Source organism: Brevundimonas sp. FV1ye29L, assembly GCF_058681095.1.
The window spans coordinates 3,119,558-3,131,421 of the sequence record NZ_CM178730.1; the positions used below are offsets into that span (position 1 = coordinate 3,119,558).

General features: G+C 67.7%; 10 protein-coding genes. 4 read left to right on the plus strand and 6 right to left on the minus strand.

Translation table 11 applies throughout. From position 1 onward, the window contains the following. Window positions 1-4: 4 nt before the first annotated feature. Entirely contained in the window at window positions 5-2,302 is a 2,298-nt protein-coding gene (locus tag ACW17W_RS15335) for a sensor histidine kinase (RefSeq protein WP_492077853.1), read from the minus strand. A 171-nt stretch (window positions 2,303-2,473) separates the two neighbouring features. On the opposite strand from ACW17W_RS15335, the gene ACW17W_RS15340 reads away from it, so the two are divergent. Beyond that, on the plus strand, window positions 2,474-2,890 hold the full coding sequence (locus ACW17W_RS15340) for a metallopeptidase family protein (protein WP_492077855.1): 417 nt from the start codon (window positions 2,474-2,476) through the stop codon (window positions 2,888-2,890). Window positions 2,891-2,903: 13 nt separating this feature from the next. Here the strand turns inward: ACW17W_RS15340 and ACW17W_RS15345 are convergent, their stop codons facing one another. The 4 genes from ACW17W_RS15345 to ACW17W_RS15360 all read right to left on the minus strand — a co-directional run bounded on the left by ACW17W_RS15345 (window position 2,904) and on the right by ACW17W_RS15360 (window position 8,272). Continuing rightward, the gene (locus ACW17W_RS15345) at window positions 2,904-4,349 is read right to left on the minus strand and encodes an AMP nucleosidase (protein WP_492077857.1); all 1,446 of its coding nucleotides are present in this window, start codon (window positions 4,347-4,349) and stop codon (window positions 2,904-2,906) included. Between the two features lie 54 nt (window positions 4,350-4,403). Beyond that, a complete protein-coding gene (locus tag ACW17W_RS15350; RefSeq protein ID WP_492077859.1) occupies window positions 4,404-5,243 on the minus strand; it encodes a hypothetical protein in 840 nt (279 codons plus the stop codon). Window positions 5,244-5,319: 76 nt separating this feature from the next. Then, window positions 5,320-6,189, minus strand: a complete 870-nt coding sequence (locus tag ACW17W_RS15355) for an alpha/beta hydrolase (protein WP_492077861.1) — start codon at window positions 6,187-6,189, stop codon at window positions 5,320-5,322. Window positions 6,190-6,268: 79 nt separating this feature from the next. Further along, a complete protein-coding gene (locus ACW17W_RS15360; RefSeq protein WP_492077863.1) occupies window positions 6,269-8,272 on the minus strand; it encodes an AsmA family protein in 2,004 nt (667 codons plus the stop codon). A gap of 264 nt (window positions 8,273-8,536) precedes the next feature. On the opposite strand from ACW17W_RS15360, the gene ACW17W_RS15365 reads away from it, so the two are divergent. Continuing rightward, window positions 8,537-8,884 carry a hypothetical protein gene (locus tag ACW17W_RS15365; protein WP_492077865.1) on the plus strand — a complete coding sequence of 116 codons (348 nt, stop codon included), beginning with the start codon at window positions 8,537-8,539 and terminating at the stop codon, window positions 8,882-8,884. 79 nt (window positions 8,885-8,963) lie between these two features. Here the strand turns inward: ACW17W_RS15365 and ACW17W_RS15370 are convergent, their stop codons facing one another. Continuing rightward, entirely contained in the window at window positions 8,964-11,093 is a 2,130-nt protein-coding gene (locus tag ACW17W_RS15370) for a dipeptidyl-peptidase 5 (RefSeq protein ID WP_492077866.1), read from the minus strand. A gap of 110 nt (window positions 11,094-11,203) precedes the next feature. On the opposite strand from ACW17W_RS15370, the gene ACW17W_RS15375 reads away from it, so the two are divergent. Next, on the plus strand, window positions 11,204-11,449 hold the full coding sequence (locus tag ACW17W_RS15375) for a type II toxin-antitoxin system Phd/YefM family antitoxin (RefSeq protein ID WP_492077868.1): 246 nt from the start codon (window positions 11,204-11,206) through the stop codon (window positions 11,447-11,449). Then, entirely contained in the window at window positions 11,446-11,832 is a 387-nt protein-coding gene (locus ACW17W_RS15380; RefSeq protein WP_492077870.1) for a type II toxin-antitoxin system VapC family toxin, read from the plus strand. Before ACW17W_RS15375 ends, ACW17W_RS15380 begins: the two co-directional genes overlap by 4 nt. Window positions 11,833-11,864 lie beyond the last annotated feature (32 nt).

Here is an 11,864-nt window from a genome sequence, read left to right on the forward strand (position 1 = left end):
CGGGTCATCCCAACGCCCGCTCCGACGCTGTCGCCAGCGGCAGGTGCAGGATGAAGGCGGCGCCCTTGCCGGGCTCGCTCTCGACCTCGGCCCAGCCGCCGTGCAACTCGACCAGGGCCTTGACCAGGGCCAGACCGACGCCGGGGCCGCCGCGCTCGCGCCTGACGAAGCGGTCGAACACATGGGCCTGGAGATGGTAGGGAATGCCCCGTCCGGTGTCCTCGACGCGGAGCCGCACCTCCGTCGCTGCATATTCGGCGGACAGCCGGACCTGACCGCCCTCGGACACCGCCCGGGCGGCGTTGTCGAGCAGATGATCCAGCGCCTGGCTGATCCGGCGGGCGTCGGCACGGATCGCCGCCGGCCCAAGGCCGTGTTCGACGATCAGCGACGCCCCCCTGCCCTCGATCCGCGCCCGCACGGTTTCGGCGGCCGCGTCCAGAAGCTGAGAAATGCGGACCTCGGCGACCGACAGCTCCATCTCACCGGCGTCGATCTGGGCCATGTCCAGCACGTCGTCGATGGACCGGGCCAGCTGGCTGGCGGCGGTGCGGATCGCGCCGGCGTGCTGGCGGCTGCGCTCGGGCAGGTCGCCCATCGTCTCCAGCAGCTCCGAATAGCCGACGATGGTGGTCAGGGGCGTACGCAGTTCGTAGCTGACCGAGCCGACGAATTCCCGCTTCAGGGCCTGACTTTCTTCCAGCGCCGCCGCCTTGGCCGCCAGGGCCTGTTCCAGCTCACGGCGGGCGGTGACGTCAGAGAAGGCGACCAGGGTGGCCCCGTCAGGCAGGGGCCGGGTCTGCCAGGCCGCGACGCGACCATCGGCGGTGCGGCCCTCCCCCGAGATCGGCACCCGGCTTTCCGGATCGGGATCGGCGACCCGCGCCTTCAGCCCCAGCCACAGGGCGGGGTCCGGCATGGTCCGCCGCGCTAGGGCGGCGACAGAGTCGAAATCGCCGGCCTCGACCAGTTGATCCGACGACAGGCCCCAGAAGGTCTCAAAGGCGTCGTTGTGCAGCCGCAGTCGCCCGTCCGACCCGAACACGGCGACCGCATCGTTCAGCTTGTCGAGCGTCGCCGTCTGGACCTGAATCTGGGCATTGTACCGGCTGCGCAGCTGGAGCTCGTCGGTAATGTCCGAGAACAGCAGCAGAATGCCGCCCAGGGGATGGGGCTGGCGCACGACGCGCAGGGTCCGGCCGTCCGGCAGCGACCAGCTGTCATCCGGCGCGGCCTCGGCGGCGCCATAGAAGTCGAGCTCATTGGCCTTCCACCCGGCATAGTCGACGACCTCGGGCAGCTGGCGCTTCTGACGCAGACGATCCAACAGTTCGGCGTGGGTCGGCCGTTCGTCCAGCCAGGCCGGGTCGATGTTGAACAACTGCTGGAAGGCGGTGTTGTGGAAGGCCAGCCGTTTCGACGGACCGAAGATGGCCACCGCGTCGGCAAGGTGGTTCAGGGTCTCGTCATGCGCCTCGACGTGACGGCGCAGGGTGTCGCGCGTTTCTTCTGCGTCGGTCATGTCCACGGCGAAGGCGAGCACCACCCCGGCCGCAGCCAGAGGCTCGGCGACGATCCGCCAGGCGCGGCGGCGATCTCCGCCCGTGGTCCAGCGGAACCCTTCCTGACGTACGCCCAGACGTCGCGCCTCGTTCAGGATGGAGTCCGCGCCACGGTCGAAGCTCAGGGTCCGGCTTCTGGCCTCGTCCAGATCCGGTCCGCCCACCTCCGCCAGCCAGGCGCGATTGGCCCAGACCAGCGCTCCGGCCCGATCCACCACCCAGGTCGGTGCTGGCGAGGCGTCGGTCAAAAGACCCAGACCGACATCGACGTCAGGTCCCCGGTCAGTCCCCGGCGCCAGTCTCAGCCAGGCGGCCCCGGGCGCCGGCCGGCCCTCCACGACCCAGACTCCCGAAGGCGTCTCCAGTTTCTCGTCGAACGGGGCGCCGGTCTCGATCAGGGACGCGAGCGCTTCCGGGAAAGCCGCACGCACGGCGCCGACCAGAGCCCCGGCGTCATCGTCATTCTCGCCGGGCGCCAGGGCGGCTCTCGCCGCCGCCATGGCGGAGGGCGCGCCCAGGACGGAGGTCTGGTCTGGCGTCAGTCCGATGCGGAGATCGTCGAAGGCCGCAAGGGCGCCGTTCTGTTCGGACAGGGCCGAGGCCTGGCCGGCGGCGCGCCGCTCCATCGTCGCCTCGTGCGCGGCGACGCGGCGATGCAATCGCCAGGCCCAGGCGCTCACAGACAGGGCCAGTCCCGCCGCGCCCGCTGCTGCTACAAAGGCGATTTCGGCTTCCGCCATTCCTTCACCTGCCGATTCGTCGATTCACCATAGCGGAGATGTGGCGACTGGCGAGGGGCGACGGACCAGAACGGGCCGCATCGTCGCAGTCGCAGCCTCGCCGCCTTGTGGCGGGGAGGCCCGATACCCACACTCGCCTCTCACCACTCGCCCCGCTCGTCACGAGGTCCAATGCCCGCCCCTTCAGACTGGACCGATCGCGCCGCCCCGTCGCTCGACGATTTCGCCGCCCTGGCCGAGGCGGCCTTTCAGGCCCTGCCCGAGGTCTTCCGTCGGGCGGCCGGCGAGGTGGTGTTCCGCATTGACGACTTCCCGGACGAGGAGACCCTGACCCATTTCGGCATGGACGATCCGTTCGAACTGACCGGCCTGTATCAGGGCGTCGACATCGGCCGCCGCGACGGGCTCGGCCCCGCCGCCGAGCCGTCGCGGATCTTCCTCTATCGCCGGCCGATCCTCGATGAATGGTGCGAGCGCGGCGACGTGGGTCTGGACGAACTGATCGCCCACGTCCTCATCCACGAGATCGGTCACCATTTCGGCCTCGACGACGACCAGATCCACGCTATCGAGGATGACGGGGACTGATCACCGGTTCTGGTTACCGGAACGGCGGCTCGTCGAAGGCGCGCAGCTTGCGGGAGTGCAGTTTCGCGCCTTCGCTGCGCAGCAGGTCCACCGCCTTGATGCCGATCTGCAGGTGTTCGGAGATCGAGCCCTCATAGAAGCGGTTGGCCTGACCCGGCAGTTTGATCTCGCCATGCAGCGGCTTGTCCGACACGCACAACAGGGTGCCGTAAGGCACGCGGAAGCGATAGCCCTGGGCGGCGATAGTGGCGCTTTCCATATCGATGGCGACGGCGCGGCTCTGGTTGAAGCGCAGCGCCGATTTCGAGTAGCGCAATTCCCAGTTGCGGTCGTCGGTGGTCACCACCGTGCCGGTGCGCAGGCGGCGTTTGACCTCCTCGCCCGGGGCGCCGGAAACGATCTTGGCGGCGTCAAAGAGGGCGCGCTGGACCTCGGCGATCGAGGGGATGGGGATGTCCGGCGGCAGAACCGCGTCCAGCACATGGTCATCGCGCAGATAGGCGTGGGCCAGGACATAGTCGCCGATGGTCTGGGTGGGACGCAGGCCGCCGCAGTGACCGATCATCATCCAGGCGTGGGGTCGGGTGACGGCCAGGTGGTCGCAGATGGTCTTGGCGTTGGACGGCCCGACCCCGATGTTGACCAGGGTAATTCCCGTGTGGCCCGGCGCTGTCAGGTGATAGGCCGGCATCTGGTGCTTTTTCCAGGCGGCGTCCATGACGGCGGCCTCGGGATCAGCGGTCTCAGGCGTGATCACCACCCCTCCGGCGCAGGACAGGGTCTGGTAGGGCGTCAAGGGATCACGCACCTGTTCGACCGCCCAGCGCACGAACTCGTCGACGTAGCGGTTGTAGTTGGTGAACAACACATAGGACTGGACGTCCTCTACCGGGGTTCCCGTGTAATGCCGCAGCCGGGCAAGCGAGAAGTCCGTGCGGAGGCCGTCGAACTGGGACAGGGGGAAATCCTGATCCAGATCGAACAGGCCGTCGGAGATTTCATCGCCGATATGGGCCAGATCCGTCGTCGGGAACCAGCGGGCGATGGCGGCGGTCATCGACCGGTCCAGCACCACATCAGAACCGTCCAGCACATAGGGGAAGGGAATTTCCTGCTCCGATGGCCCGACCTCGAAGGTCGCCCCATAATCCTGTTCCAGCAGGCCGAGCTGTTCGAGCAGATAGGGGCGGAACAGGTCCGGCCGGGTGATGGTCGTGGAATAGATGCCCTGTCGCGACAGCCGGGCGTAGGCGCGGGCCTCGAGATTGGCGGGGCGGTCGCCGAACCAGCTGACCTTGAGCTGGGGATAGGCGAACATCCCCCGGGCACGCGCCTCGACGTCGACGCGTTCGCCGGTGTCGATGAAGGTTCGCACTGCGCTGCGCAGACTGGCGACCGATTGGGTGTAGAGGGTTTCGAGGCGGTCCAGGGCCGCCGATGCGTTCATCTGTTCTGTCATGGCCTCCTCTAGCGGAAGATCATGACCTTGGCGAGACGGCGACGCTTGCGAGGGTCAGCGCGCGCCGCCGAGCATGTTGAGGTCCTGTAGCGTCAGTTTTTCGTCGACGATGCCGAACTCCAGCAGGGCCACACCGGCCTCCCCGCAGCACTGGGCGTCGGACGCGTTCCACAGGGGAGTGATCGCCCGCATGCCGTCGTGGAAACTCCAGTTCGGCCGGTGTCGCACCTCCCGGCCCTGCAGCAGGGCGCCGGCGCGGGACTGCCAGTCCGTATCGACCTGACGCCAGGCCCCGTTGCGGAACAGCATCATCCGCAGCATGTCGCCCGAGCCGGTCCCGCGCGAGACGCCGGGCAGGATCAGAAGCCATTGTCCGTCGCCCTCGAATGTGAGGAGCGGCGCGTCATAGGCCGCGCCTTCGGACGTCCAGACCAGCGGCGTCAGCGGGCCGGCTCCCCCCCGCCGTTCCAGCACCACCACCCCGCCGCCGACGCCATCCTCCTCGGTGAAGCCGTCCTGGGTCTGCCAGTAGAGGGTGAAGTCGTCGCCACCGCGCAGGAAGCCGCCGCCCTCGACGCCGCAGCCCTTCAGCTCGATTTCCAGACAGTCCTTTTCCAGATCGGCGGGCTGGACCCGAAGCGCGCGCGCCCGACGGTCATGGACGATGCGGCGCTGGAGACGCTCCAGATACCAGCGGTCGTCATTGTCGGAGCGACTGGCCTGCCAGTCGCGCTGATCGCTCGCGACATCCAGCGGCAGGGGGCTGAGGCGGGCGGCCTCCGCCTGGGCGGCGGGGATGGTCGTCGGGACCGGCCGATCCGTGCCCGTGGCCTGGCTGCACGCCGGTCCGGCGGCGAGGGTCGCCACGATCATCGCCGCAATCGTCATACGCATGGCATCACCCCCAAGACAGAGGCCGACCATGTTCCTTGAAGATGCCGCGCGCCACTGACTGTCCCTGACGAAGTCCTCATCCCAACTGACGGTGCAGGAAGCCCGACACATCGTTCAGCACGGGGGCCTTCTTGCGGAACAGCGGCGAGAAGGTCGCGATCAGGTCGGCATGATCCAGCCCCGGATAGATTTTCAGCTCTGAACGGCCGCCGGCCGCGCGCGTCTGCCGGTCCAGAATGATGGAGTCCTCGGCATGGACCACGGTGTCGGCCGAACCGTGACCCAGCCAAAGCGGCGGGGCGTCGGGGCGCACGAAGGTCACCGGCTGCGTCAGGGTCGGGTCCGGGACGCGACCGAAGGCGTTGATCGAGGCCGCGACATTGAGCGGCAGGAACTCGTAGGGGCCGGCCAGGCCCGCCGCCGCCCGGATCAGGTCAGGCCGTCCGGCCGCCTGCATATAGCGGCGGTCCAGTGCGATCATCAGGGCCAGATGGGCGCCCGCCGAATGCCCCGAGACGGCCAACCGCGTGGGGTCGCCGCCATACTGGGCCGCGAGCCCGGCCGCCCCGGCCGTCGCCTGTGCAGCGTCTTCGACAAAGGCCGGGAAGACCACCTGTGGCACCAGCCGATAGTCGGGCAGAAAGACCACGAACCCACGCGAGGCCAGGGCCTGGGCCGCCCATCCATAGTCGCTTCTGGAGCCCGAATCCCAACCGCCGCCATAGAAGAAGACCACCACCGGCAGCCCGCCCGACGCGACATCGGCGCTGTCGAGCGGCGGGCCGTAGATATCCATCCTCTGTCGCGGATCGTCCCCATAGGCGATGTCGCGCGCCAGCCGGGTCGCACCCCGGTCGCGCGGCCCCAGCCGGTTGAGCAGGCCGAGCGGGGTGCAGCCCGCCAGCATAGCCCCGACCATCGGCGCCAGTATGCCTCTCCGTGTCATGCCATGTCCTGAAGTCATAGGGATAGGTTCCCCGCCGATACGCGTTTTGCAAGGGGACGGATGGGGCTGGTGACCTGGTTCAGCGGACGCCGGCGATCAGGGCGCCGCAGTCGGCATCGTCCGCCAGCCCCGGATCGACAAAGGCGAACAGGGCCGCGACCGGCGCAACCAGGGCCGACAGCACGCCGGTCAGCCCGACCTGGGCCGCCGTCTGTCCGATGTCGACGCCCACCCGGGGCGCCGTCAACGGGCCGCTGACCGTGATCGGCGTCCATAGCCGCAACAGACGCGGCTTCTTGGACTCGCCGTCGATCCGCAGGTCGAGGGTTTCGGCGCCAAGGTCGATGGTCCCCTTTCCTGTCGCCAGCACGACATCGGTATCGATCACCAGGGTCCGGGCTGTGGCTGTTCCGCCGGCCACGGTAAAATCGGCCACGCCGCAGCGGATGGAACTGGTCGATGTGTCCCCGCTGAGCAGCTTCAGCAGGCCTGCCGAGGCGTTGACGCCCAGCAACTCAGCGAACGCCGCACGCATCCGCCCTTGCGGCAGGACAAGGCTGAGCGTGCCCTTCGATCCGGCGGCGAAATCGTGGATCGAGGCGCCGGCCCCTTCCAGTCTGGCCCGTCCCAGCACCCGGCCGGTCAGGGGCGATGTTCCATCCCGCGCTGGAATGAGGGACTCCAGAGGGTATCCGCCCAACCGGAAATCGACCGTGCTGTAGGGGACGTGGCGCGCCGCGTTGATGCGCGCCGCGCCATTCAGCTCGCCGCGATTGAAGACAAAGGCCACAGGGTCGAGGTTGAGCACCCCCGCCTTCAGGTCCGCGCCCAGGGTGACCCGGCGCACATCCAGGGCGTTGGCCCTCACACTGGCGGCCCTGTAGGTCAGCGTTCCGTCCATGGTCCGAAGACGGGCCGTCTGCAGCGGAGCGTCCGGCAACAGCTTGCCGGGAACGCCTGAACCGACCGCAGTGGTATTGCCGCCCGACGCCGCCGTTTGCGTCCGGACCCCGGCGACGGCCATCAGGTCGTCGAGATCCAGACGTTGCGAGGTCAGGTCGGCCTCGACACGCAGCCTCTCGCGCGCCTCGATCCGCACATCGCCCGACAGGTCCGAGGCCCCGACCCGACCCTTGAAATCCGTGAAGGTCCAGACTGACCGGTCTCTTTTCAGGGCCCCTGACAGCCGATACGGGGGCGTGGTCGGCAGGGCGACCCCGGTCAGAAGATACAGATCGGCCAGGCTGCGTCCCTCAAGCGTCATGGTCGCTGCGAACTGTCCAAGGTCGAATGGACGGGTGATGGCGCCGTCAGCGCTCAGTCGCGATCCCGCGCCCGTCAGGACGGCGTTGAAACGATAGGGCCGGTTGCGGCGGACGGCGACGAAGCGCCCGCCCTCAACCCGAAGGGTCAGCGGCGACCCGTTCAGACGTCCCTGACCGTCGAGCACGAATCCGGCGTCGCCGCCCGCCCGGGCGCTTTCACGCGCCGAGATCTCAGCGTCCAGGGTCAGGTCGCGTCTCTGATCTTCATAGACGAGATGGCCGCTGTCGATGACCAGTTGCTGGATGACCGGCAGCTTCATCCCGCCGCTGGACGAGGCTCTGTCGGGGTTCAGGGCCCAGCTCTGACGGCCCTCGCGGTCGGTGATCAGGGTGGCCCGGGGTCGGGTAAAGGCCAGCAGCGGCACCTCGATCTGGCCGGCCAGCAGCGTCCGCAGCCGGAACGACGCATGGAGGATGTCGACATCTGCGGTTTTGCGCCCACGCGACCAGCGAGGTCCGCCGATGCTGAGTTTCCTCACAGTGACGGACGGTGTCCAGCTGAGTATCTGCACGTCCAGATCGCCGCCCAGAACGATCTCACGGTCGTAGGCCGCCGAGGCCCAGCGCCCGATCGGGCCGCGGAAAATGTTCCAGTCGAGGAACAGCAGGGCGCTGAAGACAGCGGCGACAATGAGCATGACCAGCCCTCCCGCCCCCGCCTCGACCGGGCCAGGATGACGAAAGGCGAGGAAGACAGGGTCACGCGTGGTGATATGGACGAACAGCCGTCCGGCCAGATCACGCGTATGCCGACGCATGCGGCGCCAGACCGAAGATTTCGAGGCGGCGGCGGTCAGGGGCTTGCTCCTGTGAGCCCTATCAACGCCCGAGGCTGGAAAGAGTTGGCCCCAGCCTGCCCACCCCCCGGGCAGACCATGGGAACCGTCCCTTTATGATCCGTTTGCTGTGTGATTTTCACATTTTCGTATTGTGACAGTCGCAGAAGGTTTACATTCTCGAGTTCTGGCGCATTATTCCTCCGAACCCTGAGTGAATTCGGGAGATTTTTGGAGGTTTCGCCTATGTCGCTTTCATCCTCGTTGCGTGTGACGGCCGCCGTCGCCATCGCCCTGGCCGCCCTGGCCAGCCCCGCGCTTTCCCAGCAACGCGCCGCCCCGGCCGCGCAATTTGACGCCCGGGTCTACCGCGCCATGTCGGTCGAGGCTCCGCCCCCGGGCGCCCTGCGCATCGTCATGCCTTGCGAGACGGGCGCTGTCGCGCGCCGCACGTTTGAGCGTCGTTTCGGCCAGGCTCCGGTCTTCGTCACAGCCGACGAGGCGCTTCAGGCCCGGGATCGCGGAGAGACCTGGTCGGCCCCGCGCTGCATGACCGATCGCGAACACGCCCGGCTGAGCGAGATGCTGCGCTAAAGTCTGCACCCCGGAAAACAGGAAAGCCCCGGTCAGGCGAACTGACCGGGGCTTTTTTGCTGTCGCGCGAGACCCCCGCCTACTTCGGGGCGTCGAGGTATTTGTCGAGCCAGCCGAACACCTCGTTGTGCCACTGGACGCTGTTGGCCGGCTTCAGCACCCAGTGGTTCTCGTTCGGGAAGAACACCAGCCGGCTGTCGATGCCGCGCCTTTGCAGGGCGGTGAAGGTCGACAGGCCCTGGGCGGTCGGGATGCGGAAGTCGCGGTCGCCCTGGACCACCAGCATGGGCGTCTTCCAGTTCTGGACATGGTTGGCCGGGTTGAAGGCCTGATAGCCCTCCGGCCTGTCCCACGGCGTGCCGCCGTATTCCCACTCGGTGAACCACAGTTCCTCGGTCGAATAGCCCATGCCGAAGGTGTCGAAGACCCCATCGTGGTTGACCATGCATTTGAACGCATCGGGCCAGTTGCCGGCGATCCAGTTGATCATATAGCCGCCATAGGAGGCGCCCAGCGCACAGGCGTTGGATCCGTCGAGGAAGGCGTACTTCTCCTGCGCCGCCGCCCAGCCCTTCTGCAGGTCTTCCAGCGGACGATCGCCCCAGTGCTGCGAGATCGAGTCGGTAAAGGCCTGGCCATAGCCGGTGGAGCCATGGAAATCGACCATCACCACGGCATAGCCGGCGCCCGCATAGGTCTCGGGGTTCCAGCGATAGGACCAGCTGTTGCCGAATGACCCCTGGGGCCCGCCATGGATCAGGAAGGCGACGGGATATCTCTTCCCCTCCTCATAGCCGACCGGCTTGATGACATAGGCATGGACCTCCTCGCCGTTCCAGCCGGCAAAGCTGAACTGTTCGGCCTCGCCGAAGGCCTTGTCGGCCAGTTGCGGGTTCACATTGGTCAGACGGCGCGGCATCTCGCGGCCGCGCCAGGTCTTGAACCACAGGTCGGACGGCGCGGTCAGGCTGTCTGCGGCGAAGACGAAGCCCGAGGGGGTCTGGCTAAAGGCCGAGACATGTCCGGGACCGGTCAGGGGCACGACGCCGCCCGAGGTGACATCGATCTGGAACAGACGGGTCTGACCCACATCGCCCGCGGTCGTGTAGAGGCTGCGACCGTCCGCCGACCATTGCAGGCCATCGGCCGACCGATCCCAGTTGGCCGCGATCTGGCGCGTCTGGCCGGTGGACGTGTCGCGCAGGAAAATCGCGAACCTGTCCGCCTCGAACCCGGGCCGGGCCATGGCGCGCCACGCCATCGTCCTGCCGTCCGGCGAGAAGACCGCACCCGTGTCCCAGGCCTCATTGTCCTCGGTCAGGTTGGTCAGCTTGCCCGGCTCAGCCACAGAGACCTGATAGAGGTCGAAATTGGTGCTCCACGGCTCGCTGCGGCCCGCCTGCCGCGCGGCAAAGACGACGCCGGCGTTGTCGGGGGTGAAGGTGAACTCGCTCTCGTCGCCGAAGGGTTTGGAGGGCGTATCGCCGTCGAACCCCTTGGTGACCCAGACCGGCTCACCACCAGCCACCGGAACGACGAACAGGTGGTTCTGGGTTCCGTCCGCCCAGGTGTCCCAGTGGCGCACGAACATCCGGTCGTAGATCTGGGCCGTGGTCTTCTGCTCGCCCCGCGCCTTCGTCCGCTCGACGGTACAGGCGATGTCGGCGCAATCCGGATAGACGGACAGGGAGACGACCAGCTTCGAGGCGTCGGGGCTGAGCCTGTAGGCGTTCACGTCCAGGGCAAGGCGGGTCACCTGCACCGGCGCGCTCAGGTCGGGGCCGACCGACCAGACCTGGCTCGTCCCCGACTTGCCGGACAGATAATAGAGCCGTCCGTCCGTCCCCCAGCGCGCGGTGTTTGCGCCGTCGTCGGAGATGGCCAGCCGTTGCGGCGCGGCGTCGCCGTCCAGATCGCGCACAAACAGGGCCGACGTGCGCGCGTTGGCGGCAACGTCGGTCGTCGTCACCGAATAGACAACCCGCTTGCCGTCCGGCGACACCTGGGGATCGCCGAGCCGGTTGGCCGAGATCATGTCCGTATAGGTGAAGGCGTTCGGCGTCGCCGGGGCGTGGGTCCCGGCCCATGGCGCATTGGCCGTCGGCCCGGCGGGGAACGCGGCGGCCGGGGTCGGGCTTTGAGCCAGGGCGGGCAGGCCCACGACCATCGCCATCAGGGCGCAGCCGGCAAGCAGGGAGCGGTGACGCATCTCAACAGTCCTCGTGAATTTCTACGCCATGGGCCTAGCACCCGTTGCCGGTGGACGAAAGTTGCACCGGGAGGCGTGATTAGCTATCTTTCTTAGCTAAGGAGTCGATCATGACCGTCGTCACGGTGCATCAGGCCAAGACCCAGCTTTCGAAGCTGATCGCCGCCGCCGAGCGCGGCGAGGAGGTGGTCATTGCCCGCGGCGACAAGCCGGCGGTGCGCCTCGTGCCGTACGTCGCCGCGCCAAAGCCTGAACGAACGCCGGGTCGTTTGAAGGGAGTGGTGGCCATGGATCCCCGCTTTTTCGAGCCCCTGCCGGAAGATGAGCTGCGGCGATGGGAAGGCCGCAGCGATTGAGACTGCTGCTCGACACCCATGCCCTGATCTGGTGGAGCGCGGGTGGACCGGGCCTTAGCCGGCCGGCCGAAGACGCCATCCGCAACCGCGAGAACCAGGTTTTTGCGAGCGCTGTCTCCGCCTATGAAATCGCCCTCAAGCACGGGACGGGCCGCCTGCCCCTGGCGGCTCCGCTGGCGGAGGACTTCGATGAACAGATGCGGCTCGAGGGCTTTGCTGTCCTGCCCATCACCGCGAGTGAAGCCTCGGAGGCTGGCCGCATGGACCTTCGCCACCGCGACCCCTTCGACCGTCTGCTCATCGCCCAGGGGCGGCTCAACGATCTCGTGCTGGTCTCCAACGAGGCGGTGTTCGACGCCTTCGGCGTCTCCCGCCTCTGGTAACTTGCTCCTCGCCGCCGATCCGGCGACAAGCG

Bases quoted from the DNA above. Each gene is read 5' to 3' on its own strand.
- ACW17W_RS15350 (WP_492077859.1), bottom strand. From the start codon at position 5,243: ATGCGTATGACGATTGCGGCGATGATCGTGGCGACCCTCGCCGCCGGA.
- ACW17W_RS15370 (WP_492077866.1), bottom strand. From the start codon at position 11,093: ATGCGTCACCGCTCCCTGCTTGCCGGCTGCGCCCTGATGGCGATGGTC.
- ACW17W_RS15345 (WP_492077857.1), bottom strand. From the start codon at position 4,349: ATGACAGAACAGATGAACGCATCGGCGGCCCTGGACCGCCTCGAAACC.
- ACW17W_RS15365 (WP_492077865.1), top strand. From the start codon at position 8,537: ATGTCGCTTTCATCCTCGTTGCGTGTGACGGCCGCCGTCGCCATCGCC.
- ACW17W_RS15355 (WP_492077861.1), bottom strand. From the start codon at position 6,189: ATGACACGGAGAGGCATACTGGCGCCGATGGTCGGGGCTATGCTGGCG.
- ACW17W_RS15340 (WP_492077855.1), top strand. From the start codon at position 2,474: ATGCCCGCCCCTTCAGACTGGACCGATCGCGCCGCCCCGTCGCTCGAC.
- ACW17W_RS15360 (WP_492077863.1), bottom strand. From the start codon at position 8,272: ATGCGTCGGCATACGCGTGATCTGGCCGGACGGCTGTTCGTCCATATC.
- ACW17W_RS15335 (WP_492077853.1), bottom strand. From the start codon at position 2,302: ATGGCGGAAGCCGAAATCGCCTTTGTAGCAGCAGCGGGCGCGGCGGGA.
- ACW17W_RS15375 (WP_492077868.1), top strand. From the start codon at position 11,204: ATGACCGTCGTCACGGTGCATCAGGCCAAGACCCAGCTTTCGAAGCTG.